This is a genomic window from Methylobacterium sp. Leaf100, assembly GCF_001422845.1.
In the GTDB taxonomy this organism is placed as follows: domain Bacteria; phylum Pseudomonadota; class Alphaproteobacteria; order Rhizobiales; family Beijerinckiaceae; genus Methylobacterium.
Genome location: NZ_LMMW01000012.1, coordinates 436,582 through 460,770, shown reverse-complemented (window position 1 = coordinate 460,770; position 24,189 = coordinate 436,582). Strand labels below are relative to the sequence as shown.

Here is a 24,189-nt window from a genome sequence, read left to right as displayed (position 1 = left end):
CACCATGACCGACCTGCGACCCGTCGATGGAAAAGAGATCGAAGCCGCGCTCCGTGCGCGTGCCGCGGAAAAGATCCTCGTCCTCGACGGGGCGATGGGCACCGTGATCCAGCGCCTCGGCTACGGCGAGGCGGACTTTCGCGGCAGCCGCTTTACGGATCACGGCCACGACCAGAAGGGCAACAACGACCTCCTGATCCTGACGCAGCCCGATGCGATCCGGCAGATCCACCTCGACTACTTCCTCGCCGGCGCCGACATGTGCGAGACCAACACGTTCTCGGGGACCACCATCGCCCAAGCCGATTACGGCATGGAATCGATCATCCACGAGCTCAATTCGGAGGGCGCGCGCCTCGCCCGCGAGGCCGCCGCCCTGGCCGAAAAGCAGGACGGCCGCCGCCGCTTCGTGGCCGGCGCCATCGGCCCGACGAACCGCACCCTGTCGATCTCGCCGGACGTGAACAATCCCGGCTACCGCGCCGTGACCTTCGATGAGGTGCGTCAGGCTTACATCGAGCAGGTGCGCGGCCTGATGGACGGGGGCGCCGAACTCATCCTCATCGAGACCATCTTCGACACCCTCAACGCCAAAGCGGCGGTCGCCGCCGCCTGGGCGGTGTTCGAGGAGCGGGGCATGGTCCTGCCGATCATGATCTCGGGCACGATCACGGATCTCTCCGGCCGCACCCTCTCGGGCCAGACCCCGGAGGCGTTCTGGAATGCGCTCCGCCACTCCGCGCCCCTGACCATCGGCCTCAACTGCGCACTCGGCGCGAAGGAGATGCGCGGTCACATCTCCGAGCTGTCGCGCATCGCCGACACCCTGGTCTGCGCCTATCCGAATGCGGGCCTGCCCAACGAATTCGGTCTCTACGACGAGAGTCCCGAAGCCATGGGGAAACTGGTGGGCGAGTTCGCCAGCGCCGGCATCGTCAACATGGTCGGCGGCTGCTGCGGCACCACCCCGGACCACATTCGCGCCATCGCTGAAGCCGTCGCGGGGTGCAAGCCCCGTGCGATCCCGGAAGTGCCGCGCCTGATGCGCCTGTCGGGCCTGGAGCCGTTCACCCTGACGAAGGAGATCCCCTTCGTGAACGTCGGCGAGCGTACCAACGTCACGGGCTCGGCCAAGTTCAGGAAGCTGATCACCGCCGGCGATTACGCGGCGGCCCTCGACGTCGCCCGGGATCAGGTGGCGGCGGGCGCCAGCATCATCGACATCAACATGGACGAGGGCCTGCTCGATTCCGAGAAGGCCATGGTCGAGTTCCTCAACCTCGTCGCCGCCGAGCCCGATATCGCCCGCGTGCCGGTGATGATCGATTCCTCGAAGTTCCACGTCATCGAGGCTGGGCTCAAGTGCGTCCAGGGCAAGGCGATCGTGAACTCGATCTCCATGAAGGAGGGCGTGGAAAAATTCATCGCCGACGCCAAGGTGTGCCGCTCCTACGGCGCCGCCGTGGTGGTGATGGCCTTTGACGAGCAGGGCCAGGCCGACAGCTACGAGCGCAAGGTCGAGATCTGCACCAAGGCCTACCGGGTTCTGACCGAGGAGATCGGCTTCCCGCCGGAAGACATCATCTTCGATCCGAACGTGTTCGCGGTGGCCACCGGCATCGAGGAGCATAACGGCTACGGCGTCGCCTTCATCGAGGCGACGAAGACCATCCGCGAGACCCTGCCCCATGCCCACATCTCGGGCGGCATCTCGAATCTCAGCTTCGCCTTCCGGGGCAACGAGCCCGTGCGCGAGGCCATGCACGCGGTGTTCCTGTATCACGCGATTCAGGTCGGCATGGACATGGGCATCGTGAATGCCGGCCAGCTCGCGATCTACGCCGAGCTTCCGGCCGAACTGCGCGAGCTGTGCGAGGACGTGGTCCTCAACCGCCGCGACGATTCCACCGACCGTCTGCTGGAGGCGGCCGAGCGCTTCAAGTCCGGCGGCGGCGTCCAGGCGAAGACCGCCGACCTGTCCTGGCGCGAGGCGCCGGTGCAGAAGCGCATCGAGCACGCCCTGGTCAACGGCATCACCGAGTACATCCTCGCCGATACCGAGGAGGCGCGCGTGGGTGTCGAGCGCCCGCTCCACGTCATCGAGGGCCCCCTGATGTCCGGCATGAACGTGGTCGGCGACCTGTTCGGTTCGGGCAAGATGTTCCTCCCGCAGGTGGTGAAATCCGCCCGCGTGATGAAGCAGGCCGTGGCCTATCTCGAGCCGTTCATGGAGGCGGAGAAGCTCGCCAATGGCGGTGACGGCAAGCGCCAGGCCGCCGGCAAGATCCTGATGGCGACGGTGAAGGGAGACGTCCACGACATCGGCAAGAACATCGTCGGCGTCGTGCTCGCCTGCAACAACTACGAGATCATCGACCTCGGCGTGATGGTGCCGGCGGCCAAGATCCTCGACGTGGCCAAGCGCGAGAACGTCGACATCGTCGGCCTGTCCGGCCTCATCACCCCGTCGCTCGACGAGATGGTGCACGTGGCCGCCGAGATGGAGCGCGAGGGTTTTTCGGTTCCCTTGCTCATCGGTGGGGCCACGACCAGCCGCGTCCATACCGCCGTGAAGATCCACCCTTCGTACAACCGGGGCCAGACCGTCTACGTGACGGATGCCAGCCGCGCCGTCGGCGTGGTGTCGAGCCTGCTGTCGAAGGAGACACGGGATTCGACCATCGAGAAGGTCCGGGCCGAGTACAGGAAGGTCGCCGACGCGCACGCCCGCTCGGAGCTCGACAAGCAGCGCCTACCGCTGGCGAAAGCCCGCGCCAACCCGTTCCGGATCGACTGGTCGGGCTACCAGCCGAAGAAGCCGAGCTTCACCGGCACGCGGGTCTACTCCTCCTACGAGGTCGCCGATCTCGTGCCCTACATCGACTGGACGCCGTTCCTGCAGACCTACGAGTTCAAGGGCCGCTACCCGGCGATCTTCGAGGATCCGAACCAGGGGCCGGCAGCGAAGGCCCTGTTCGACGATGCGCAGGAGATGCTCGCGCAGATCGTCGCCGAGCGCTGGTTCAACCCGAAGGCGATCATCGGCTTCTGGCCGGCCAACAGCATCGGCGACGACATCGCCCTCTACACCGGTGAGAGCCGCTCCGAGAAGCTCGCGACCTTCCACGGCCTGCGCCAGCAATTGTCGAAGCGCGACGGACGTGCCAACACCTGCCTGTCGGACTTCGTCGCTCCCGCCGACACCGGTATCGCCGATTACGTCGGCGGCTTCGTGGTCACGGCTGGCCTGGAAGAGGTTCGTATCGCCGAGCGCTTCGAGCGGGCCAACGACGATTACCGCTCTATCCTGGTGAAGGCACTGGCCGATCGCATCGCCGAGGCCCTCGCCGAGCGCATGCACGAGCGTGTGCGGAAGGACTTCTGGGGCTACGGCGCCGATGAGACCTATGCGCCCGAGGACCTCGTACGCGAGGAATATGCCGGCATCCGTCCCGCCCCCGGCTACCCGTCGCAACCCGACCACACCGAGAAGGTGACGCTGTTCGATCTCCTCAAGGCGGAGTCGCGCATCGGTGTGAAACTCACGGAATCCTACGCCATGTGGCCGGGCTCCTCTGTCTCGGGCCTCTACATCGCCCATCCGGAAGCGCATTATTTCGGCGTCGCCAAGGTCGAGCGCGATCAGGTCGAGGATTACGCGCTCCGCAAGGGCATGGATCTGGGGCAAGTCGAGCGCTGGCTCGGGCCGATCCTCAACTACGATCCGGCCCGCTATCTCGCAGCGGCGGCGGAATAGGGTACGAAGCCCCTCCTCGCTTGCGGGGAGGGGCGATGATGGTCCGGACGTCGAAACGCGCGGGAGTGTGTCCGGGCAAGGCTTGACCGTGGGGACGGCTGCGCTTCAATGCCCGCCGAGACTTTGGCGAGGCCAGACGGAAGGGCGCCCCGATCGTGTACCGGCTGACCAGCCCCGTGCTGTCGACCAAGATGCCCGCGGCGCTGGCGGTCATCACCCTCGGCCTGCTGGCCTCGGGCTGCACCGGCTTCTCCTACCTGTCGAAGACCTATGTCAGCCTGACCCCCCAGGTGGTCACCATCGGCTGCAAGGATCCCTACGAGGTCTACGACCAGCGACGCCTGCGCAAGATGCTCATCGTCTCCAATTCCCTGCGGGAGGTCACCGGCTGCGGGATCGACGACCGGCTCGAGGGCGGCGACCCAGCCCTGACCCGAACCAAGCGGTTTCGCGATGCGGCCCGCACCTATCTCGACGAAACCGTGCGGGAGGATTGCCGGATCACCGGCGAGACCGTGTTCACGGATCTCCAGACGGAGTTCGCCTACACCTGTGCCGGTCCGATCGAGCCACGCGGGACCAAAGTCCCGCGCCTGCCGGGTCGCAACCGCGTCGGGCTCTGAAGGCTCGGCCCCGAAGGATCAGGTTTCGGGCGGATGCTGGAACGTCCGCTCGATGGCGTCGCCCGATGCGGCCAACAAGGCACGCGCGAGGATGCGGGCCTCGTCCCGGTCGAGGGCGAGGATCGCGGTGAATGGCTGACCGGCGACATCGGGCAGGCCGATCTCGAGCTGTACGCCATCCGCGCTCTCCGCGACCGACAGGCTCCAGTCCCGGTCGTGTGACCCTCGGCTCATCGTCTCGTCACCCTCGTGGCGGGTGCGTCCCGCCATTCCTGCATGACCGATCCCCTGCGATCAGGCCAGTCTCGCCCGGCGATTGACGTCGCGCCACCCGGTGGTGTTTGTGCGCCCCGACCCGCCCGGTTCATCGCCGGGTCCACAAACCTTCGAGAAAGACACCCATGTCCGAGATCTGGTTCCGCACCGGCGAAGCCACCGTGCTCGCCGCCGAAGGGCAGTACACCGATGCCATGCCAGAGGTGCTCATCGGCTCCACCCGTGGACCCGCCGGCCACGCCTTCGCGGGTATGATGGGGCAGGTTCAGGGGCACACCCGGATGTTCGTGGTGCGCGACCTCAACCAGCTCGTGCGCCCGGCGACGATGATGACCACCAAGGCCACCATCCACACGGCCGAGTACGTCGAACTTCTCGGCGGCGTGGTTCAGGCCGCAACGGGCGATGCCATCATCGACTGCGTCATCGAAGGCGTGCTGCCGAAGGATGGCCTCGACGATCTCTGCATGATCATCATGATCTGGCTCGACCCGCGCTGCGCCGACGATACGAATCTCGACCACAAGGACCTCTACCGTACGAACTACGAGGCGACGAAGCTCGCCATCGCGCGTGCCATGAAGGGCGAGCCGTCCATCGACGAACTCATCGCCAACCGGAAAACGGTGAAGCACTACGCGTTGGAGGACGTGATCGAGTATTGAGCGCGAACGCCGGCCGTACGCATCGAAATGGTGGGCACGGCCCCTCGGGGATCGACGGTTTCGGGCCTTTCGCGGGCGGGCCCGCGATGGACCCCGACCGACCCCTACACAGACAGCCCGCATGGAGAACCGGAACCGGATGCCCCTCAAAATCATCGCAGCCATCGCGTTCGCGATCGGTGCTGCCTCGGCGGTCCAAGCTCAGGGCCTCGCACGCGGCGCGCAGGATGGCGCAGAACGGGGCGGCAATATCGCCGGCCCCCTCGGAGCGGCCGTCGGCAGCGCCATCGGGGGCGCCGTCGGCACAGCCAACGAGATCCTGGGGATCGATCGGCGCGAGCGCTTCCGCATCTATACGCAGGGCGAACGACGCCCCTCCTTCGCCCACAAAGGGCCGATTCAGGTCGGAACGGTGCTGCCTCCGAACGGTGTCGTGTACTACGACGTCCCGCCCGAATTCGCCCTGAAGGGTTTGAACTACACCATCGTCAACGATCATCCGGTTCTGGTCGACCCGGCGACACGCCGGATCGTCGAGGTGATCGATTGAGCTTGGATTAGGAACCCTGTTCCATATCGGCATTTCCGAAGGCCGGCGTGCCGCTTCGGATCCGATCTTCTGGAAAACGGACATGGCCGGCCCGGGCGGACGTATCCAACCCGAGCCGGCCAAGCCGAATATCAGTGGCCGGTCCTTCGCGAAGGACCGACGGCGTTGTCAGCGGTCGCGACGCTCACGCACCGTGCCGCGCTCCTCGCGGCGCTCCATGCGCTCTTCGCGCCGATCCGGATCGACACCGAGGACGCCACCGACCGTGCCCGTCGCGGCTCCGACCGCACCGCCGACGATGCCACCGACCGGCCCCGCCGCGCGATTGCCGTCCTCCACGCCGCGTTCCGCGCCGCGTACGGTTCCCTGGGCCTGAGCCGAGGCCGACAGGGCCAGGGGTGCGAGAACGAGGGTGCTTGCGAGAATGAAAGCCTTCATGGCCGTCTCCTTGATCTGCTGCGCTGGAGGCCCCGCGGCGTGTCGCGCCGACGGGGCCAGCTCATGAGGTCAACGAACGACGGCCGGATTGGTCCCCATCTCCGACACTTCTTGCCGCGAGGGAGGACCAGCGGGGCTTCCGAGCCAACCGATCAGCAGCTCAGCCGGCGGCCTTCGCGGCGGCCGAACTTCTGATAATGCGCCAGCGCCGAGGTCAGTTGGCCGGCACGCAGGGCTTGGGCGACGTCGGGGTTGCACCGCACGTAGGAGCGCTCATCGAACCCGCCACCACCGCCCCGATCCGCATAGCCCGAATCGCGACCGCGCGATCCGCGTCCGCGATCGTCGTAATCGTCGTCGCGATCACGGCGTCTCTGCCCATAATCACGATCGCCATAGCCCGAGTCGCGCCGGTCATAACCGTAATCCCGCCCGCCGTAAGGCTGAGCCTGTGCGAGATCCACCGGGACCAGCAGGCTCATGCCGACAGCCGCCACTGCAAAAAAGACTTTCATCGTGTGTTCTCTCCCCAACTAAGCACCACAACGATCCTGGGCCGTCGTCGGTTCGATCATCGGCCTCAATGCGCGAATGACGATCTGCCGAAGAGCCCGACGGATAGGATTGGCTCGGCACGAACCGCGTCGTCAGCAGCGGCAATCTAATCTGGCACTCCGTAGGACTCGACTGATGTGTGAGCCGTTTCTCGGCGCACGAATACGTAGATGGCTTCGCGTCCGGTGTCCGAACCGTCGAAATCGCCCAGCACACCCGCGAGGCTGAGGCCGCACCGCTCCGCATTCCTGACGATCTCGGTTCGATCGACTGCATGATAGACGAGTTCTTCCCACGACTGCCGCGTGATCGTCCCGGCGGGATCGATCAGGGTATACTCCATCACCTGACAGAATCGGCCGGTGTCCTCTGCGAACGTTCGCGCGACCACGCGGATACGGACGCTGTCCCCGGCCGCATTGTACGGACCGGACAGTTCCTCGTCGCCGAGGGGCTGGCGCAGCATGGCATGGGCGGGCAGATGGATCGCCGCCTTGCCGCCGGGTTTCAGATGCCGGGCGACGACCGCCAGGGCGTCCGCTCGCGCGGTGGGCGTGCCCAGATGCGCGTAGCCGTAGAACGGGATGATCGCTCCATCGAATTGGCGGTCCAACACGATGCGGGTCATGTCGCCCTGCATCAGGGCGATGCGGCTTCCCACCTCCGGCGGCAGGCGCTCGCATTTCATGGCGGCGCGCTGGATCATCGCGGGCGCCAGGTCGACGCCGAAGACGCCGTAGCCGCGCTCCGCCAGAGCGATCACGATCCGGCCGGTGCCGCAGCCGAGTTCGAGGACCGACGATCCGGCGGGGCCCACGAGGTCCGCATAGAAGTCGATATCGCCCCGAAAGGGATAGGCGCTCGAGACAACATCGTAGAACGCCGCACTCAAGCCGGTATCATCGTAGTAGGGGAGGTTGCTCATCGCATATCCAAGGAGGCTGACCCGTCGCCCATGGGCGGCCGGTCAGACGTTCCGTTGTCCTGCCGCACGATGGAAGCGCGCCTCAAGTGCCGGCCTGCTCGCGGCCGATGCGGCTGTGACGGCGGCTCCAGCTGAAATAGATCACGAAGCCGATGGCGAGCCACACGAGCAGGCGCAGCCAGGTCTCGCCATCCAGCGACACCATCATGGCAAAGCAGCTCACGATACCGAGGATCGGCACCAGGGGGACCAGGGGCGTGCGATAGTCGCGTCGTGCATCGGGTTGGGTCCGGCGCAGGATGATCACGCCGGCACAGACGAGCATGAAGGCCAGCAGCGTACCGATGCTGGTCATGTGGCCGAGCTGGCTGATCGGAAGGAAGCCGCCGAGCGCGCTGGTGAAAACCATGAAGAACAGGTTCGAGCGGTACGGCGTCTTCCAGGTGGGATGAATCTTGGAGAAGAAGCCCGGGAGCAGCCGGTCCTGGCTCATGGAGTAGAACACCCGGCTCTGGCCGAGCAGCAGCACCAGGATCACCGTTGAGAAGCCCGCGATGACGCCGAGCGTCACGAGGCTGCGCAGCCACGGAAACGGCGTCTGTGCGATGGCGGTGTTCACGGGCGCCGCATCGCCCCTCATCTGGTCGTAATGCACGAGGCCGGTGAGCACGCCGGCGAACAGGATGTAGATGACCGTGCAGATGGCAAGGGAGCCGAGGATGCCGATCATCATGTTGCGCTGGGGGTTCTTGGCCTCCTGCGCCGCCGTCGATACGGCGTCGAAGCCCACATAGGCGAAGAAGACGACGCCCGCGCCGCGCATGATCCCGCTCCAGCCGTACTCGCCGAAGGTGCCGGTGTTCTCGGGGATGAACGGCACGTAGTTCTGCGCCTTGATGTAGAACAGGCCCACGCCGACCACGACTGCCACGACGGCGAGCTTGATCATCACCACGACGGCGTTGACCCGGGCTGACTCGCGGATGCCGATCATCAGGAGCGCCGAAGCCGCCACGATGATCAGAATCGCCGGCAGATTGACGAGGCCGTGCGCCGTCACGCCATCGACGGTGTAGGTCTCGAACGGCGAATGGACGAGGCTCGGCGGGAGGTTGATGCCGAGGGTGTCACGCAGGAAGCGGGTGACATAGCTCGACCAGCTCACCGAGACGGTGGCGGCCCCGACCGCATATTCGAGGACGAGATCCCAGCCGATGATCCAGGCGACGAGTTCACCCATGGTGGCATAGGCGTAGGTGTAGGCCGAGCCCGCCACGGGGATCATGCCGGCGAGTTCGCTGTAGCACATGCCGGCAAACGCGCAGGCGATGGACGCGATGGCGAACGAGATCACCACTGCCGGGCCAGCGTGTTCGGCCGCCGCGATGCCGGTGAGGGAGAACAGGCCGGCGCCGATCACCGCGCCGATCCCCAGCGCGATCAGGCTCCACGGCCCGAGGGTGCGGGCGAGCTTGTGCTCGCCGCCCTCGGCATCGGAGTTCAGCCGTTCGAGGGATTTCGTCCGGATGAGGTCGTCCGCCAAACCGCCGGCCATGCAACGTCTCGCTGTTGGAAATCCGTGAGATGGCCGCGACGTTAACGCAAATTATCCGATGTACCAGCCGGTCGCCGTGCGCCCGTCGCGGTTGTCCCACGCGAGGGCCATCAACGCGCCCGGGCAGCAGCGAGCGAGCCCTCGATCAGATCCTTCAGAATGCCGGTGGCGGAAGCCGTGATCGCGGGGCCGGCGGTGCGTGGCGTGCCGGCCACGAAGGGGGGCTGCGGAGCGTACTCCGCCACGAGCTGGCTGATCCGGGCATAGTCCGGATCGCGCAGGCGCGCGGACAGCGCCAGGGCGAAATCGAGACCGGCCGAGATGCCGGCGGCCGTCACGCGATTGCGGTCGAACACCACCCGTTCATCCACGGGGATCGCATCGAAGAGGGGCAGGACCCGATCGCGGACGCACCAGTGCGAAGTCGCCCGGTATCCCGTCAGCAGGCCCGCCGCGCCGAGGATCAGAGACCCGGTGCAGACACTCGTGACCCAGGCCGCCCGCCCGGCGCGATCGCGCAGGAAAGCGAGCAGCCGCTCATTGCGCATCTGGCCGGGCGTTCCATCACCGCCGGGCACGATCAGGACATCAAGGTCCCGCGGACAGGTCTCGAAGTCCGCGGTCGCGACGATCTCGAGTCCGGTATCGCTGGCGACGGGGCCGATCCGCTCGGCCACCAGATGGAAACTCGGACCCGCGAGACCAGCCAAAAGGGCCTGGGGCCCGACCACGTCCAGGGCCGTCATCCCCGGAAACAGCACCATAGCGATCTGCCGGAAAGGCGCCGGGTGGGCCGTCGTATCGGCGAATGCCGGCTCGCCACCCGTTGCGGAAAATCCGGCCGACAGGACGCCCATCGTCGCGAGGGTCACGGCCTCGCGACGGCTCGGTCCGGCATCGGCCGCCGGCCCGTGTTCGGGGCCGGCGCGACGTCCCGCAGGATCAGGCGGACTTGAGATGGGCGGCGAGATGCTTGTTCATCTCGAACATCGTGCACTTATCCTTGCCGAAGACCTTCTTGAGCTTTTCGTCGGCCAGAATCTCGCGCTTGTTCTCCGGGTTCTGAAGCTCATGCTTCTTGATGTATTCCCAGACCTTGCTGACGACCTCGCCACGGGGCAGGGCGGCATCACCGACAACCGCCGCGAGCTCGGGCGACGGCTTGAGCGGCTGCTGGAGAGCGTTCGGCTTGGCGCCCTCGCCCTTGGGGGCGGCGACCTTCTTGCCCTTTGCGGCGGTCTTCTCGGCGGCCGGCTTCTCGTCGCCAGTCGCGGCGCTCTTGTCCGCGCTCTTGGTGGCACTCTTGGTCGTGGTCTTGGCCATGGATTTCCTCCAGAGGTTCGGCAGCGAGCGCCGGTACGCCCACGGCACGTGGCCTCGGAGCGCATAGCTGCAACAACTAAGCAGTGTTGCGACCGTTCCAAGGGAAATCCGCCCTGTGCTTGGGAGCCGTCCACAGGGAGCGCGCCCTATCAACAGGATCGCTCCCGGCGCACGTGGAGAAGTTCAAGGCGCACATTCGAGATCTTGATCGGTGTCGGCGTTGTACTTTGCCTTGTCCGAGCGCGAAGCCAGCGATTCCAGCGGGCGGTAGCGCTCGCGCGATGCCGAGCCAAGGCCATGACTTGCAATGGTTTTCTCGAATTCTCGCAACGCCGGCCGGTAGGGCGGAGGTCTACGGCGATCCCTTGTTCCGGCGGCGACCGACCTCGCCGGAATACGGCCGGCTTCAGCCGAGGGTGCGCGGCGGACTACGCGGTTCGTCCTTGCCCGCGAGGAACGAACTAATTTTCGCCCTCGATGGATCGACCGCCCGACGCGGCTTTTGCGCCTTCCGGAAACGGACGGTTAAGCCTCCGAGGCCGAGGGTCCGGCCATGATCATCGCCGTCTTCGCCCTCGCCCTCTGTGCGGCCCTCGCTCTCATCGGCGGTCTCGGAGCCGTCATCGCGTCCGAGTCCGGCACCGTCTCGGACGCGCCGCACGGCGCCGGGTACATCTGAGGCACCCGTCCGGGGAGAGCGATCCGGGAACCGGGGCGGGGCGCTCGCGCGTTTGCCGTTCCAGACATCCCGGAGCGACGAAATGCCGACCGATCTTCCCAATGAGCGCCCGATCAGGCCAGCCGGGACCCTCGAACTCGATCCCAAGGGCGAAGGGGTCGCCATCGACGAGACGCCGCGCCTCATCGCCTCGGACAAGGTCGAGGGTACGGCGGCCTACGACGCGGACGGCGCGCATCTCGGCACCGTGCATAATTTCATGGTGGACAAGGTTTCGGGACAGGTCGCCTACGCGGTCCTGTCGTTCGGCGGCTTCCTCGGTCTCGGTGAGAGCTACCATCCGCTGCCGTGGCGCTCGCTGCGTTACAGCGTCGAACTCGGCGGGTATATCGTCGACATCGACAAGGATACCCTCGCCCGAGCTCCGACGCACGGGGCCGGCGAAGATCCGTTCGCCGATCCCGCCTTCGGCGGACGCCTCGACGATTATTACGGCGGCCGTCGCTCCGCGATCTGAACTGCCTTAGGACAAGGGCCGGCGCATCGAGCGCCAGCCCTTGGACGCGCAGATCCCGGGTGGCCTCAGAACTTGCCGCCGACGCCGACGCCGCCCGAACCGAGGCTGGGGGTCATTCCACCGCTGCCCGAGCCCGAACGCCCGTCCGCGCTGCCTTCGATGTCCTCACGGCGAATGCGCCGCTCTTCCGACGCGGACGCGCGGGCGACGCCGCCTGCCGAGCGAGGCAGATCGAGTCGCCGCGTCGGCGTGGTCTGGATCTGGTTTCCATCGGCATCGACGCGGGCCGAGCGCGGACCCGATGCGTTCGGGACCGAGCCACGCATCGAGGGCGGCGGGCCGACATCGCTCTCCGGCATCACGCCGCCGCTACTGCCGAGCGCCTGGCAGCCCGCGAGGGCTGCGGCGAGGAGCGCCGCGGCGCTGGCGTTTCGAATGAAGGGCATCGGCTCAAGTCCTCGGACGATCGGGCACCCCCACACGGTGGGGTCTGGGCGAAGTTTCGCGTGTGTACGACGCGGGTTTGACGAAAACCAGACGAGGCGGATCGATCCCGACGACACAGGCCGGGAGATCGGATGCCAGCGAGATCCGTGACCGCGCCGCGAGGCGCTGGGACGCAGCCGCACTAGGCCCTCGAATTGGCCGATTGCGAACCGCAAGGCGGAATGGCAGAGCTGTGCGGGACCCTGCGCGGATCCGCGGAGTCGGCCCGGTTTTTGCCCACAGATTTTTGGCCGATGGTCCTTGCCGGATCTCGCCTTCACAACTTCGCCTTGGTCGTTGCGCAGTGACACGAGACCCGGACATGGGACCCGCTCCGTTGTGGGAACCCGCCGGATGGGTCCGTGTCCTGTCCAAGGGCCGGCGCGATCATCGCTCGGGGAACGCACGTGTTCAGATTTGTCCGGATGATCGCCGCGACGACGATCAGCCTCGGGGCCGCCTCCGCTTTCGCCGAGGATACGCCCCCCGGCAGCAAACCCGCCGAGGTACCCGCTGCGCCCGCAGGGCCGAATGGGGCCGCTCCGCCTGCACCGCAGGCGCCCCCGGCGCCGACCTCCGTCCAGCCGGCACCTGCTCCGACGGGCGCTGCGAACCCGGCTCCGGCCCAAGCGCCGGTTCTACCCACGGGGACTCCCGCCACGGTCCTCGACACGGCGGATTACGAGGGCGTGCTCGGCAAGGCCGTGCGCAGCGCCACCGGCGAGGACATGGGCCGGATCATCGACATCATCCTCGACAAGGACGGCCGCCCCCGCGCCGCCATCATCGATTTCGGCGGCTTCCTCGGCGTCGGCTCACGCAAGATCGCGGTGGATTGGCGCTCCATGCGCTTCACCTCGGACGGCAAGCCGACGCGCCTCGTCCTGCAATTGTCCCGGAATCAGGTCCGCGTCTCGCCGGAATACAAGGCGGGCGAGCCCATCGTGGTCCTTGGGCCGGCGAGCCCGGCTGTCCCCGAGGGCGAGCCGCCGGCTGCCGCCCCCGTACCACCCGCTGCGGCCCCGGCTGCCGCGCCCGTCGCGCCCCCGGCTCCGACCGCCGAGAAGATGCCCGATAAACCGGCAGAGAGAACGCCGGACAAATGACGGTTCCCCTCCCGAAGGACCGGCGCCCCCTCAAGCCGAGGGAGGTCGTCCGGTCCGAATTCCGGCCGCGCCCGATGCCTCGGCGCGAGGCCCTGGCCGATGCCGCGGAGGGTCCCGCCGACATGAAGGCGATCTCGCGCACCAGCAGCCAGGGCCTCGATGGGTTCGCGTTCTTCGTCGCCAACCTCCAGACGGGGTTCGGGCCGTTCCTCGCCGTGTACTTCACCCAGGCGAAGTGGACCCAGTCGGACATCGGCTTCGCGCTGACCATCGGCAGCCTCGTCAGCCTGCTCGGTCAGGTCCCGGGCGGGGCCTTCGTCGATGCCATGCGGTCGCTCCGCTTCGCCGCCGGCTTCTCGGTCGTCGCCATCGCGCTCAGCGCCTTCGCCCTGGCCATGTGGCCGAACTTCCTCATCGTCATTCTCGCCATGGCCGCCCATTCGGCGGCGAGCTGCATCCTCACGCCGGCCATCGCCGCCATCAGCATCGGTCTCGTCGGCCATGCCCGGGCCGGTGAGCGCCTCGGGCGCAACGCGAGCTTCTCGGCCCTGGGCAACGCCGTCGCCGCCGCCGGCATGGGAGCCTGCGGCTACTATCTTTCCAACGACGCGGTGTTCTACCTCACCGCTTTCCTGATGATCCCGACGTTGGTGGCCCTGTCGTTCATCCGGGCCGACGAGATCGGCCCCGTGACCGTGGCCAAGGCGCCGGGTCCCGCCCCTGGGGCCGTCACGCCCCGGCGCGACGGTGTCGTCCGCGCCCTGCTGGCGAATCGGGCACTGATGTGCTTCGGCGGATGCATGATGCTGTTCTTCCTCGCCAATGCGGCGATGCTGCCCCTGGTGGGCAGCATGCTGACCCTGCGCGCCAGCGAAACCGCGACCGCCCTCATCGCCGCCTGCATCGTCGTTCCGCAGGTGGTGCTCGCGGTCTCGGGGCCGGCCGTCGGGCGCGCCGCCGAGCGTTGGGGCCGCCGCCCGCTCCTCCTTATCGGGTTCGCCGCCCTGCCGATCCGCGGTCTGCTGTTCGCCTACACGAGCAGCCCCGAACTCCTCGTGGCGATCCAGGTGTTCGACGGAATCTCGGCCGCGGTGTTCGGCGTGATGGTGCCCCTCGTGGTATCCGACGTCACCCGGGGCACCGGGCGCTTCAACCTCGCGCTCGGTGCCGTCGGCACGGCCATGGGGATCGGGGCCGCCCTGTCCACATCGCTCGCCGGCATCATGGCCGATCGCCTGGGGAGCCATTCGGCCTTCCTGGGCCTCGCCGCGGTGGGCTTCGCCGGCTTCGTGATGATCGCTCTGATCATGCCCGAGACCCGACGGTCCACCGTCGCTTAATCCCCGGGGTGGGGACTGGGCGGCATTGAATTCGCTTGCCGCTCAAGCCGCGTTCAGGTTTCTTCCCTGAGAACGGACGAAGCTGGACGTTAGCGTGCAACGCTCGACCGAGCTTCGCGTTGCGATCCTTGGGGGCACATAAGTCGCGTGCGGATCGCGCACGGGCTTCGTTCGAGGGACGGCAGGCGCGGGTCTGCTGGAAAACGGGATTGTCACCGCGATGGAAGACCTGTGCGTCTATGCAGACAGGCCGTTCGCCTTCGTCGCGCGCTACCTGCGCCGCCGGGCACTGCCGCATCTCGTGATCCTGTGCGCCGTGCTGGGCGCCGTCGGTTTCTCCGTCAGCACGGATTACGCCCTCAAGGGGGTCGTCGATGCCCTGAGCAAGGGGCCCGAGGCCGGCCTGATCTGGGGCGCGCTCGCCCTGCTCGTCGCCTTCATCGCCGCCGACAACATGCTCTGGCGCGTCGCCAGCCTCACGGGGTCGTTCACGTTCGTCGGCGTGACCGGCGACATCCGCCGCGACCTGTTCCGCCACATGACCGGGCATTCGCCCTCGTTCTTCGCCGATCGCCAGCCCGGCACCCTGGCCTCGCGCATCACCGCGACCTCGAACGCGATCTTCACGGTCGAGAACATGTTCGTGTTCAACGTGATGCCGCCTTGCGTCGCCGCCTTCCTGTCGATCCTCTACATCGGCACCGTCAGCCTCACGATGGCCCTGGTGCTCGCCGGCATCTTCGCCGCCGTCGTGTTGCTGATGTTCAAGATGGCGGCCGCCGGTAAGCCGCTGCACCACGATTTTGCCGCCAAGGCGGCTTCCGTCGACGGGGAGATGGTGGATCTCGTCGGCAACATGCCCCTCGTGCGCGCCTTCTCGGCGTTCAAGCGCGAATACACCCGCTTCGACGGGACCATCGGTGTCGAGATGCGCTCGCGCCGTTCGTCGCTGCTCTATCTCGAGAAGCTGCGTATCGTGCACGCGATCCTGACCGTGCTGGCCGTGCTCGGACTGCTCTATTGGGCCATCACCCTATGGGAGGCGGGGGCTGCATCGAACGGGCAGGTGGTTCTCGTCTGCACGCTCGGGATCCGCATCCTCGCCGCCACCCGCGATCTCGCCGTCGCCCTCGTGGACGCGACCCAGCACACGGCCCGCCTGTCGGAGGCCCTGCACACCCTGCTGCAACCCCACGATCTCACCGATCACCCGGAAGCCGTGCCCCTGTCGGGGACCGGCGCGGAGATCACGTTCGACCACGTCGCCTTTTCGTACCCCGACGGGCGCGCCGTGTTCACCGACTTCGACCTCGCCATCCAGCCCGGCCAGCGCGTCGGTCTCGTGGGCAAGTCGGGCGGCGGCAAATCCACCTTGTTCTCCCTGCTCCAACGCTTCTACGACGCGCAGGGCGGGCGCATTCTCCTCAACGGACAGGACATCCACCGCGTCACGCAGGACTCCCTGCGCGAGGCGATCACGGTGGTGCCGCAGGACGTGTCGATGTTCCACCGGACCCTGCGGGAGAACATTCGTTACGGCCGGCCCGACGCCTCTGACGAGGACGTGTGGAAGGCGGCCGCCGCAGCCCATTGCACCGATTTCATCGAAGCGCTGCCGGAAGGGTTCGACACCATCGTGGGTGATCGGGGCGTGAAGCTCTCGGGTGGCCAGCGCCAGCGCATCGCCATCGCGCGGGCGATCCTCAAAGACTCGCCGATCCTGCTTCTCGACGAGGCGACGTCGGCCCTCGATGCCGAGTCCGAGGAAGCGATCCGTCACGCCCTCGCCAATCTCATGAAGGGCCGCACGGTCATCGCCATCGCGCACCGCCTCTCGACCCTGAAGGACTTCGATCGAATCGTGGTGCTGGAAGGCGGCCGCATCATCCAGGACGGCTCGCCCGACAAGCTCACGCATCTCGACGGGTTCTACCGCGAGCTGATGAAGAAGGAATCCATGTCGCTGTCGCTGGCCGCGGCCTGAGGGCTACAGCCTCGGGCGGGCGACCTGGGGAGTCTAAGGCCCGCTGCCGCCCAACGTGCGGATCGCGGAGATGATCGCGTTGGCGCGGTAGGGCTTGGTGAAGAACACACTGCCCTCCGCGAGGCGCGGCGGCGTCTGGGTAAAGCCCGTCGCGTAGATGATCGGGAGGCCGGGCCGCAGGCGGCGTGCCGCTTCGGCGAGCTGCCAGCCGTCCATTTCACCCGGCAGACGGATATCCGTGAACAGGACGTCGATGGCCGCATCGCTTTCGATGAACGAGAGAGCGATCTCGGCGGTGGTCGCCTGGGAGACGGTGAAGCCCGCATCCTCGAGTTCTGCGGCGACCACTTCGAGGAGCATGATCTCGTCCTCGACGATGAGGACCCGTGGAGCGGTTTCGGTCATGGGATGTGTCGCGGCTCCGGTCAGGCGAAGCGGGGAGGGGGCAGGGCGGTCGTCAGCAGCGTCGGCTCTTCGAGGATTCGCGTCACGGGTCGTGCCGCCGCCTCGAAATGGCGTGGCAGGTAGACTTGCACCGTGGTGCCTTCGCCGGGCCGGCTGTCGATGGCGATATGGCCCCCCGACTGCTTGGCGAACCCGAAGGCCTGGCTCAGGCCCAGGCCCGTGCCTTCGCCCACGGCCTTGGTGGTGAAGAATGGCTCGAAGGCGCGCGCGGCGACCTCCCGGCTCATGCCGCAACCCTTGTCCGTGACGCTGATCAGAACGTGATCGGCAGCCGGCAATCCGACCAGACCGCCCGCTTCGGCGGCAGGTACGTTGCGGGTACGGATCGTTGCCCGCCCGCCTTCCGGCATGGCGTCCCGGGCGTTGACGGTGAGATTCAGCAGCACGTTCTCCAGCTGATTGGCATCGACGCGCACGGGCCACAGGTCGGGTGCCAAATCCATTTCCGGCGGCTCGGCGGTGTTCAGGGCGCCGCGAAGCAGCTCGGTCAGATCCCCGATGAGTCCGTTGACGTCGAACCGGGTCGGCTGCAGGGGCTGGCGCCGTGCGAACGCCAGCATCTTCTGCACGAGGCTCGCGGCGCGCTCGGCGCCTTTCAGGGCATTCGTGCGCGCGCGTTCGGCGCCGCTGTCGAGGGAAAAGCGTTCGAGGCGGTCGAGGTTGGCAATCACCACCCCGAGCAGGTTGTTGAAGTCGTGCGCGACGCCGCCCGTCAGGGCGCCGATGGCCTCCATCTTCTGGGTCTGCCGCAGCATCGCCTCGGCCTGCTCGCGCTCGTGGATCGCCGTCTGGAGGGCCGCGAGGGCGGCATCGCGCTCCGTGACACGGGCAAGGAGCTCCGCATTGGCGCGGCGCAGGGTCTCGGGGGAGGGGAGCGCCAGCGCGCGCGGCAGCAGCAGCCAGAGCAGAATCGCCGTGAGCAGCGAGATCACCGCCGTGAACGCCTTCACCAAGGCCTCGGCGGCGTAGTCCGGCACCCATAGGGTCCAGATCGCGAAGAAATGCGTGGTGCCGCAGGCGAGGATGAAGCTGGCGAAGGCCCAGGCCATCCATCCGAACGCGACATCACGGCGCTTCGTGACGAACACCCCGAGCGCCACGGGAATCGTGAAGTATGCCAGGCCGATCACGAAATCCGAGACGACGTGCGTCCAGATCAGCTCCGGCCGCCACAGCAGGCAGATGCCGTGGGGGGACAGGTCGCTTCGGTCGAGGAAGCTCCCGAGGGCATCGAGCATGGCACAGTCTCAGGGTCGGTTTGCAAGGCGACGACGCACGATGCGGATTCGCGTGACGACGATGGCGCGTTTTTGCGATCCGCGAAACCGGATCGCTGCGCACTGGCGCCCGGTCTCCCGCCGCGCGCCTACTCGACGATGATTTTGTAACCCTGGCCCATGCGCAGGGTCGCCCCGCGCTCCAACCCATTGAGGACGAGGAAGCGGTCGCTGGCCCGGTCGGACACCAGCATGCGCTGCGCGAGCGTATCCACGGTGTCGGCGGCCGTGGCCGTCACCACCTGCACGCGCAAGGGGCGTAGGGATTGGGTCTCTGCGGCCCCGACGGCCGCGAGGCTTTCCGTCCAGCGTCGGAAGGCCGCGTCCGGGTCCGTCATGCCCTTGGCGGCCATGATCATCCGGAAGGTCGTCTCGCCCATGCGGATCGCGGCGAGGCGGAAGGTCCAGTCCTTGCCCCGCGACAGGGCCGTGACGGCCGGATTTCCACCGATGGCCCGGTTCTCGAGGGAGCCGGGCTCGATGGCATCGTTCCAGGTCGCCTTCAGCACCTCTTCGAGACCCTGTCCGGCCGGGTTCTCCACCTGATCGAACAGGAGGCGTCGGCTGCCTTCGGGAGTCGTGCCGAGGACGGCGTTGCGGGTGTTCTCGATGGTGAAGCCATCCGGCACCTCGAAGGCGATGCCGAGGCCGGGATGCAGGAAGCGGCGGCCGCGCACCAGACCGTCGCCCGGATTGTCGCCGTAGGCGATGCCGTCCACCGCCGCGAGATAGCGCGCGCGCTCGTCTACCCCGAGGCCGGGGGCGCCGATGAGGCGTGCCGCCCGCGTCACCAGGGTGATGCGCTCCTGCGTACCCGGATGGGTCGCGAGCATGTCGGGTTCGCCCGCCTGCCCGGTTCCGGTCTTCATGCCGGTGGTTCGGCTGAGCGAGCGCAGGAAGCGCCCGGCACCGAACGGGTCGTAGCCGGCCCGTGCCAGGGTCTTCACCCCGACGCCGTCCGCCTCGAGTTCCTGATCGCGGGAGAACCGCGCCAGGGCGAATTTGGACTGGCTCTGCAACTGCGCGCCCGTGGCGGGATCGTTCAGGACGTCGGCGACGACCTTGCTCACGAGCTGGGAGCGGAGCGCCAGTTCCGTGCGAGCCGTCGCGTGGCGCAGGGTGACGTGCGCGATCTCGTGCGAAAGGACGGCGGCGATCTCGGAGGTGTCGCTGGCGAGCGCCAGTAGACCCCGGGTGACGTAGAGACGGCCGTTCGGCAGCGCGAAGGCATTGATGACCGGCGAATCGAGGAGGGTCACCGCATAGGTCTCCTCGGGCCGGTCGGTGGCCCGCACCAGCCGGTCGGTGACCTCGGTCAGGAGTTTCAGCGCGGCAGGAGCGCGATACTCGCCCCCGAAGGACGCGACCAGCTTGGCGTGATCGGCGTCGGACGCGGTGCGCTCGCGGCCGGTGACGCGCGGCGCCCCCGCCGGCACGGCGACCACGGCGGGCTGCAGGGTGGCACCGGTCTGATCGCCGATGCAGCCCGACAGCAGGGCCGACAGGAGGAGAGCTGTCGCGCATGCGCCGGCGGTGCGGCCCGCGGGCGCCGCCAATCCGTTCGTGATCCTGTGCGCCCGCGTCATACCGTTCAGCGCCCCTGCGCCGTATCCAGGATTTCGATCATGTCCGCGCTCGCCACATCAAGGGTCGGGCCGCGCCAGACCTCGACGATGCCCCGAACCCGGACGAGACGGCCACGCAGGGTCGCCGCACTCAAACCACGTTCCTGCAATTGGCGCCAAGTGCGTTTCGACACGGTTACGGTCAGTCCGTCCTCGCCCCGCCGGGCGAAGTCGAGATAGGTCCGCCGCGGCCGTTCGCCGACCCAGAGGACCCGCCCGCGCGCCACCACGAAACCGCCGAGGCGCAGCCTCAGGGCGGCACCGTCCTGGGCATCCTGCTCCGCCTCCCGCCACAGGCCGCGCCCGGCCTGACGCGCGCCGGATTCGACTGCGAGCAAGCCGGGGCGACACAGGCTGTCGCGCTCACCGGCATCGACGGTGGCGAGGCCCGCTTCCACGAGGCCGCCGGCGAGATCGAGGGCGCCGTCCGCCACGCTCGCATCGACATGGGCGCGGCCCCAGCGATCGGTCTCTCCACGCGCCACGAGGATGAGAGGAACGCTCCGCTGCGTCTCGAGCCAAGCGGCCGCAGCCCCTGCGAGTTTAGGATTATCCGGCCAGCGCAGACCGTCGAGGACCCCGCGGGCGCCGGATGCGAAGACGAGTTCGCCCCGGAGGCCGACGGCAGTCAGGGTGGTCGTACCGAACGGAGTGGTCCTGCATTCGGGTGCGACGGCCATGGCGGGAACCGCTCCGCAGACCCCGGAGACGCAGACCCCGGAGATCAAGAATGCCAGGATACGCGTGCCGAACGCGCCGCCGCGCCGCCGCTGCTCCGTCATGGTGAAACGATCCCCGTGGCCTCGGCGGGCATTGTGGGAGATGGCGGAGGCAGGACAAGCGCGGCGCGTTCCCAAGCTGTCGTTTCGACCGCCCTGCGGCAGCCCCGCAACAGGAGCGGCGCAGCCCGGTTGGCCTGATCCGGGGTTGGTGTTACGAAGACGCCGGTGAGTCTCCGTAGCTCAGCTGGACAGAGCACAGGTTTCCTAGACACAAATTGGGCGCCGCGAGGGGAAACCGCGCGGCGGATCCGCTCAAATTCGGGGAAAGCCCGAGGGTCCGTGTCACAGCGGGCCCCGCCGATCCCGAGCCAAGCCCATCGTTCTCCGCGAGGCGTGCGACGGGAAGGTGTAGAGACTAGACGGGCGGCACCTAACGGCTTCCTCGGAAGCCCATGGTGGAGGGATAGTCCAGGCCACGAACGTGCCCGCAAGGGGGCGGCGGCGGAAGCCGAAGTGGTATGAAACCTGGGGTCGCAGGTTCGAGCCCTGCCGGGGACGCCACCATTCACTGAAGCCCGTGCCGCATACTTGCGGGATCGCGTGGCCCTTACCCGTCGCGGCGGGGGATGGCCGAGCTTTTCCTCCGAGATCCGGTGGAAGGCCGCGTTACGGAACGAGCAGAATGGCTGGCCAGAAGACCGACGCGCGGGACGTGCATGTGGGTCGGCGCATCGCCGAGCAACGCAAGAAGGCGTCGTTGACCCAGAAGCGGGTGGCCGAGCGCTTCGGCATGTCGGCCGCGCAGCTTCAGAAGTACGAGAAGGGCACCAACCGGATCAGCGCGCTCCACCTCGAGAGCTTCAGCCGGATGACCGGGGTGCCGGTCACGTACTTCTTCGAGGACCTCGTTCACACGGACGAGGAGGCTGCCGTCGGGTTCTCGGAGCCGCCACAGCAACCTTACATTCCAGGCGACAGTTGGCAGGGCCTCGCGGACGCGGTGGCCCGCCACGTGTCGGAGCATTTCTCCGATGCGCGGCGTCAGGAATTGGCGGCGGCTGTGCAGGCGCTCCATGCCAAACTCAAGGCCTGATCAAAGCTCACTTTGTTCTTTTTAAAGAACGCGTCCGGTTTTTCGGCTTGACCGTCCCCATGGGCGGTGCGAGAACCCCGGCCTTCCGTAGGCCGGGGTAGACGCATCGCACGAGGCGCACCCGAAAACCGGGTATGCTGTCCATGGCACGTTCCAATTATCTGTTCACGAGCGAGTCCGTCTCGGAAGGTCATCCGGACAAGGTCTGCGATCGGATCTCCGATACGGTCGTGGACGCCTACATGGCGGCGATGCCTGAGGCCCGTCTCGGCGTCGAGACCCTGGCGACCACCAATCGCATCGTCATCGCCGGCGAGGTGCGCGGTCCGGATTCCGTGACCTTCGAGCACCTCGAGCACCTCACCCGTGAGGCCGTGAAGGACATCGGCTACGAGCAGTCGGGCTTCCACTGGAAGAACAACGACATCGCCATCCATCTCCACGCCCAGTCGGCCGACATCGCCCAGGGCGTCGATTCGTCCGGCAACAAGGACGAGGGCGCGGGCGACCAGGGTATCATGTTCGGCTACGCGTCCGACGAGACGCCCGAACTGATGCCGGCACCGATCTACTACGCCCACAAGATCCTCAAGGACCTGGCCGACGCCCGCAAGGGTAAGCAAGGCGATGCGGCCAAGCTCGGTCCCGATGCCAAGAGCCAGGTCACCGTGCGCTACGAGAACGGACGCCCCGTCGGCGTGACGCAGATCGTCCTCTCGACCCAGCATATCGACGAATCCCTGGATTCGGCCGACGTGCGCGCCATCGTCGAGCCCTACATCCTCGCCGCCCTTCCGAAGGATTGGGTCTCCGAGGAGACGGTCTGGCACGTGAACCCCACGGGCAAGTTCGTCATCGGCGGCCCCGACGGCGACGCTGGCCTCACCGGCCGCAAGATCATCGTCGACACCTATGGCGGTGCGGCTCCGCACGGTGGCGGCGCCTTCTCGGGCAAGGATCCGACGAAGGTCGACCGCTCGGCGGCCTACGCCGCACGCTATCTCGCTAAGAACGTCGTCGCGGCAGGGCTCGCAACCCGCGCCACCATCCAGCTCGCCTACGCCATCGGCGTGGCCAAGCCGCTGTCGATCTACGTCGATCTCCACGGGACCGGTCAGGTCGACGAGGCCAAGCTGGAAGACGTTCTCATGAACGCCTTCGATCTGTCGCCCCGCGGCATCCGGACGAAGCTCGGTCTCAACAAGGCGATCTACGCCCGCACCTCGGCCTACGGTCATTTCGGCCGGGCCCCCGAGGCGGATGGCGGCTTCTCGTGGGAGCGCGTCGATCTCGCCGACAGCCTCAAGTCGGCTCTGTCCTGATCCCATGACCATGGGGCGGGATGAACTCCCGCCCATCGCGGGCGGGGATGTCGTCGAGGGCGCGGACCGTGCCTTTTTCGGACGACGCAAGGGCAAGCGCCTGCGCGCTGTCCAGGAGCAGCGCCTCGAAGAATTGCTTCCGAGCCTGCGGGTCGTTCTGCCGGCACAGGGCGAACGTCTCGATCCGATCGGCCTGTTCCCGGTCCCGGTGGACGAGGTCTGGCTCGAGATCGGCTTCGGCGGCGGCGAGCATCTCGCGGCCCAGGCCACGGCCAATCCACGCATCGGCTTGATCGGCGCCGAGCCCTTCGTCAACGGCGTGGTCAAGCTCCTGCGCGCCGTCGACGACGGGGGTCTCTCGAACGTTCGGGTGTGGGATGAAGACGCCACTGCGTTGCTGGCGGCGATTCCCGACGGTGCCCTGGCGCGGGTCTACCTGCTCTATCCCGATCCTTGGCCCAAGCGCCGACAGCGCAAGCGCCGCTTCGTCTCGGATGAGTCCTTGCGTGAGATCGCGCGTGTCCTGAAACCCGGCGGCGTGTTCCGCTTTGCCAGCGACATCGACGATTATGCCGGCTGGACCCTCGTGCGTGCCGCTCGCTGCCCCGCGCTCACCTGGACCGCTGTGCGCGCGGACGATTGGCGCGTGGCGTGGTCCGATTGGCCGGGAACGCGCTACGAAGCGAAGGCCCTGATCGCCGGGCGTGCGCCCACCTATCTGGAATTCCGGCGCGCCTCGGCGGATTGAGGGGCTTTTCGACGGGGCTTCCTTTTCCGGGGCAGAGCCCTTCTTGCAGGGGTGGACCCCCCCTATACAGGGGAAGGGCCCCCATTGCGGGGGCACAACCCCTCTTGCCTTCCGTCGCCCGAAGGCTTTGCATGCGCTCGGCGCGTCGGTTTCCCAAG

24 protein-coding genes are annotated in these 24,189 nt (G+C 67.4%); 12 read left to right on the top strand and 12 right to left on the bottom strand.

Going from position 1 to position 24,189, the window contains the following annotated elements; genetic code table 11:
- Positions 1-4 precede the first annotated feature (4 nt).
- Complete coding sequence (gene metH, locus ASF25_RS10140; RefSeq protein ID WP_056304501.1) at positions 5-3,757, top strand: methionine synthase; 3,753 nt, start codon at positions 5-7, stop codon at positions 3,755-3,757.
- Between the two features lie 191 nt (positions 3,758-3,948).
- Positions 3,949-4,380 (top strand): hypothetical protein, encoded by a 432-nt coding sequence (locus ASF25_RS10135; RefSeq protein ID WP_056170711.1) that lies wholly within the window; start codon positions 3,949-3,951, stop codon positions 4,378-4,380.
- 18 nt (positions 4,381-4,398) lie between these two features.
- Here ASF25_RS10135 and ASF25_RS10130 read toward each other — a convergent pair whose 3' ends face one another.
- Positions 4,399-4,650 (bottom strand): hypothetical protein, encoded by a 252-nt coding sequence (locus ASF25_RS10130; RefSeq protein WP_056170232.1) that lies wholly within the window; start codon positions 4,648-4,650, stop codon positions 4,399-4,401.
- A gap of 131 nt (positions 4,651-4,781) precedes the next feature.
- On the opposite strand from ASF25_RS10130, the gene fae reads away from it, so the two are divergent.
- On the top strand, positions 4,782-5,321 hold the full coding sequence (fae, locus tag ASF25_RS10125; protein WP_056170227.1) for a formaldehyde-activating enzyme: 540 nt from the start codon (positions 4,782-4,784) through the stop codon (positions 5,319-5,321).
- Positions 5,322-5,460: 139 nt separating this feature from the next.
- Entirely contained in the window at positions 5,461-5,871 is a 411-nt protein-coding gene (locus tag ASF25_RS10120; protein WP_056170708.1) for a DUF1236 domain-containing protein, read from the top strand.
- Between the two features lie 168 nt (positions 5,872-6,039).
- Here ASF25_RS10120 and ASF25_RS10115 read toward each other — a convergent pair whose 3' ends face one another.
- The 6 genes from ASF25_RS10115 to ASF25_RS10090 all read right to left on the bottom strand — a co-directional run bounded on the left by ASF25_RS10115 (position 6,040) and on the right by ASF25_RS10090 (position 10,667).
- A complete protein-coding gene (locus ASF25_RS10115; RefSeq protein WP_056170224.1) occupies positions 6,040-6,309 on the bottom strand; it encodes a hypothetical protein in 270 nt (89 codons plus the stop codon).
- Between the two features lie 152 nt (positions 6,310-6,461).
- Positions 6,462-6,824, bottom strand: coding sequence for a hypothetical protein (locus ASF25_RS10110; protein ID WP_056260702.1), 363 nt, complete (start codon positions 6,822-6,824; stop codon positions 6,462-6,464).
- A gap of 146 nt (positions 6,825-6,970) precedes the next feature.
- Complete coding sequence (locus ASF25_RS10105; protein WP_056304500.1) at positions 6,971-7,789, bottom strand: class I SAM-dependent methyltransferase; 819 nt, start codon at positions 7,787-7,789, stop codon at positions 6,971-6,973.
- A gap of 82 nt (positions 7,790-7,871) precedes the next feature.
- A complete protein-coding gene (locus ASF25_RS10100; RefSeq protein WP_056304499.1) occupies positions 7,872-9,344 on the bottom strand; it encodes an amino acid permease in 1,473 nt (490 codons plus the stop codon).
- 110 nt (positions 9,345-9,454) lie between these two features.
- Positions 9,455-10,108, bottom strand: a complete 654-nt coding sequence (locus ASF25_RS10095; RefSeq protein WP_056304599.1) for a DJ-1/PfpI family protein — start codon at positions 10,106-10,108, stop codon at positions 9,455-9,457.
- Between the two features lie 178 nt (positions 10,109-10,286).
- Entirely contained in the window at positions 10,287-10,667 is a 381-nt protein-coding gene (locus tag ASF25_RS10090) for an SWIB/MDM2 domain-containing protein (RefSeq protein WP_056304498.1), read from the bottom strand.
- Between the two features lie 553 nt (positions 10,668-11,220).
- Here ASF25_RS10090 and ASF25_RS23880 point away from each other — a divergent pair.
- Both ASF25_RS23880 and ASF25_RS10085 read left to right on the top strand, forming a co-directional pair.
- A complete protein-coding gene (locus ASF25_RS23880; RefSeq protein ID WP_274533785.1) occupies positions 11,221-11,346 on the top strand; it encodes a hypothetical protein in 126 nt (41 codons plus the stop codon).
- A gap of 82 nt (positions 11,347-11,428) precedes the next feature.
- Entirely contained in the window at positions 11,429-11,863 is a 435-nt protein-coding gene (locus ASF25_RS10085) for a PRC-barrel domain-containing protein (RefSeq protein WP_056260698.1), read from the top strand.
- 65 nt (positions 11,864-11,928) lie between these two features.
- On the opposite strand, the gene ASF25_RS10080 is transcribed toward ASF25_RS10085, so the two are convergent.
- Positions 11,929-12,309 carry a hypothetical protein gene (locus ASF25_RS10080; RefSeq protein WP_056170204.1) on the bottom strand — a complete coding sequence of 127 codons (381 nt, stop codon included), beginning with the start codon at positions 12,307-12,309 and terminating at the stop codon, positions 11,929-11,931.
- 465 nt (positions 12,310-12,774) lie between these two features.
- Here ASF25_RS10080 and ASF25_RS10075 point away from each other — a divergent pair, with 465 nt between their 5' ends.
- From ASF25_RS10075 to ASF25_RS10065, 3 genes are all read left to right on the top strand, one after another.
- Positions 12,775-13,455 (top strand): PRC-barrel domain-containing protein, encoded by a 681-nt coding sequence (locus ASF25_RS10075; protein WP_082502565.1) that lies wholly within the window; start codon positions 12,775-12,777, stop codon positions 13,453-13,455.
- Positions 13,452-14,795, top strand: coding sequence for an MFS transporter (locus ASF25_RS10070; protein WP_056304496.1), 1,344 nt, complete (start codon positions 13,452-13,454; stop codon positions 14,793-14,795). Before ASF25_RS10075 ends, ASF25_RS10070 begins: the two co-directional genes overlap by 4 nt.
- Before the next feature lie 220 nt (positions 14,796-15,015).
- Entirely contained in the window at positions 15,016-16,779 is a 1,764-nt protein-coding gene (locus tag ASF25_RS10065; protein WP_056170195.1) for an ABC transporter ATP-binding protein, read from the top strand.
- A gap of 33 nt (positions 16,780-16,812) precedes the next feature.
- Here the strand turns inward: ASF25_RS10065 and ASF25_RS10060 are convergent, their stop codons facing one another.
- From ASF25_RS10060 to ASF25_RS10045, 4 genes are all read right to left on the bottom strand, one after another.
- Positions 16,813-17,184, bottom strand: coding sequence for a response regulator (locus ASF25_RS10060; protein ID WP_056170193.1), 372 nt, complete (start codon positions 17,182-17,184; stop codon positions 16,813-16,815).
- A gap of 20 nt (positions 17,185-17,204) precedes the next feature.
- Positions 17,205-18,482, bottom strand: coding sequence for an ATP-binding protein (locus tag ASF25_RS10055; RefSeq protein WP_056170190.1), 1,278 nt, complete (start codon positions 18,480-18,482; stop codon positions 17,205-17,207).
- 128 nt (positions 18,483-18,610) lie between these two features.
- Entirely contained in the window at positions 18,611-20,107 is a 1,497-nt protein-coding gene (locus tag ASF25_RS10050; protein WP_082502563.1) for a M48 family metalloprotease, read from the bottom strand.
- 5 nt (positions 20,108-20,112) lie between these two features.
- Positions 20,113-20,928 (bottom strand): DNA-binding protein, encoded by an 816-nt coding sequence (locus ASF25_RS10045; protein ID WP_082478919.1) that lies wholly within the window; start codon positions 20,926-20,928, stop codon positions 20,113-20,115.
- A gap of 622 nt (positions 20,929-21,550) precedes the next feature.
- On the opposite strand from ASF25_RS10045, the gene ASF25_RS10040 reads away from it, so the two are divergent.
- The 3 genes from ASF25_RS10040 (at position 21,551) to ASF25_RS10030 (ending at position 24,031) form a co-directional block, all read left to right on the top strand.
- Positions 21,551-21,961, top strand: coding sequence for a helix-turn-helix transcriptional regulator (locus ASF25_RS10040; protein ID WP_056260689.1), 411 nt, complete (start codon positions 21,551-21,553; stop codon positions 21,959-21,961).
- Positions 21,962-22,104: 143 nt separating this feature from the next.
- Positions 22,105-23,283 carry a methionine adenosyltransferase gene (metK, locus tag ASF25_RS10035; protein WP_056170702.1) on the top strand — a complete coding sequence of 393 codons (1,179 nt, stop codon included), beginning with the start codon at positions 22,105-22,107 and terminating at the stop codon, positions 23,281-23,283.
- Positions 23,284-23,287: 4 nt separating this feature from the next.
- Entirely contained in the window at positions 23,288-24,031 is a 744-nt protein-coding gene (locus ASF25_RS10030; protein ID WP_082502561.1) for a tRNA (guanine(46)-N(7))-methyltransferase TrmB, read from the top strand.
- Positions 24,032-24,189: the final 158 nt, after the last annotated feature.

Bases quoted from the DNA above. Each gene is read 5' to 3' on its own strand.
- metH (WP_056304501.1), top strand. From the start codon at position 5: ATGACCGACCTGCGACCCGTCGATGGAAAAGAGATCGAAGCCGCGCTC.
- ASF25_RS10135 (WP_056170711.1), top strand. From the start codon at position 3,949: ATGCCCGCGGCGCTGGCGGTCATCACCCTCGGCCTGCTGGCCTCGGGC.
- ASF25_RS10130 (WP_056170232.1), bottom strand. From the start codon at position 4,650: ATGGCGGGACGCACCCGCCACGAGGGTGACGAGACGATGAGCCGAGGG.
- fae (WP_056170227.1), top strand. From the start codon at position 4,782: ATGTCCGAGATCTGGTTCCGCACCGGCGAAGCCACCGTGCTCGCCGCC.
- ASF25_RS10120 (WP_056170708.1), top strand. From the start codon at position 5,461: ATGCCCCTCAAAATCATCGCAGCCATCGCGTTCGCGATCGGTGCTGCC.
- ASF25_RS10115 (WP_056170224.1), bottom strand. From the start codon at position 6,309: ATGAAGGCTTTCATTCTCGCAAGCACCCTCGTTCTCGCACCCCTGGCC.
- ASF25_RS10110 (WP_056260702.1), bottom strand. From the start codon at position 6,824: ATGAAAGTCTTTTTTGCAGTGGCGGCTGTCGGCATGAGCCTGCTGGTC.
- ASF25_RS10105 (WP_056304500.1), bottom strand. From the start codon at position 7,789: ATGAGCAACCTCCCCTACTACGATGATACCGGCTTGAGTGCGGCGTTC.
- ASF25_RS10100 (WP_056304499.1), bottom strand. From the start codon at position 9,344: ATGGCCGGCGGTTTGGCGGACGACCTCATCCGGACGAAATCCCTCGAA.
- ASF25_RS10095 (WP_056304599.1), bottom strand. From the start codon at position 10,108: ATGGTGCTGTTTCCGGGGATGACGGCCCTGGACGTGGTCGGGCCCCAG.
- ASF25_RS10090 (WP_056304498.1), bottom strand. From the start codon at position 10,667: ATGGCCAAGACCACGACCAAGAGTGCCACCAAGAGCGCGGACAAGAGC.
- ASF25_RS23880 (WP_274533785.1), top strand. From the start codon at position 11,221: ATGATCATCGCCGTCTTCGCCCTCGCCCTCTGTGCGGCCCTCGCTCTC.
- ASF25_RS10085 (WP_056260698.1), top strand. From the start codon at position 11,429: ATGCCGACCGATCTTCCCAATGAGCGCCCGATCAGGCCAGCCGGGACC.
- ASF25_RS10080 (WP_056170204.1), bottom strand. From the start codon at position 12,309: ATGCCCTTCATTCGAAACGCCAGCGCCGCGGCGCTCCTCGCCGCAGCC.
- ASF25_RS10075 (WP_082502565.1), top strand. From the start codon at position 12,775: ATGATCGCCGCGACGACGATCAGCCTCGGGGCCGCCTCCGCTTTCGCC.
- ASF25_RS10070 (WP_056304496.1), top strand. From the start codon at position 13,452: ATGACGGTTCCCCTCCCGAAGGACCGGCGCCCCCTCAAGCCGAGGGAG.
- ASF25_RS10065 (WP_056170195.1), top strand. From the start codon at position 15,016: ATGGAAGACCTGTGCGTCTATGCAGACAGGCCGTTCGCCTTCGTCGCG.
- ASF25_RS10060 (WP_056170193.1), bottom strand. From the start codon at position 17,184: ATGACCGAAACCGCTCCACGGGTCCTCATCGTCGAGGACGAGATCATG.
- ASF25_RS10055 (WP_056170190.1), bottom strand. From the start codon at position 18,482: ATGCTCGATGCCCTCGGGAGCTTCCTCGACCGAAGCGACCTGTCCCCC.
- ASF25_RS10050 (WP_082502563.1), bottom strand. From the start codon at position 20,107: ATGACGCGGGCGCACAGGATCACGAACGGATTGGCGGCGCCCGCGGGC.
- ASF25_RS10045 (WP_082478919.1), bottom strand. From the start codon at position 20,928: ATGACGGAGCAGCGGCGGCGCGGCGGCGCGTTCGGCACGCGTATCCTG.
- ASF25_RS10040 (WP_056260689.1), top strand. From the start codon at position 21,551: ATGGCTGGCCAGAAGACCGACGCGCGGGACGTGCATGTGGGTCGGCGC.
- metK (WP_056170702.1), top strand. From the start codon at position 22,105: ATGGCACGTTCCAATTATCTGTTCACGAGCGAGTCCGTCTCGGAAGGT.
- ASF25_RS10030 (WP_082502561.1), top strand. From the start codon at position 23,288: ATGACCATGGGGCGGGATGAACTCCCGCCCATCGCGGGCGGGGATGTC.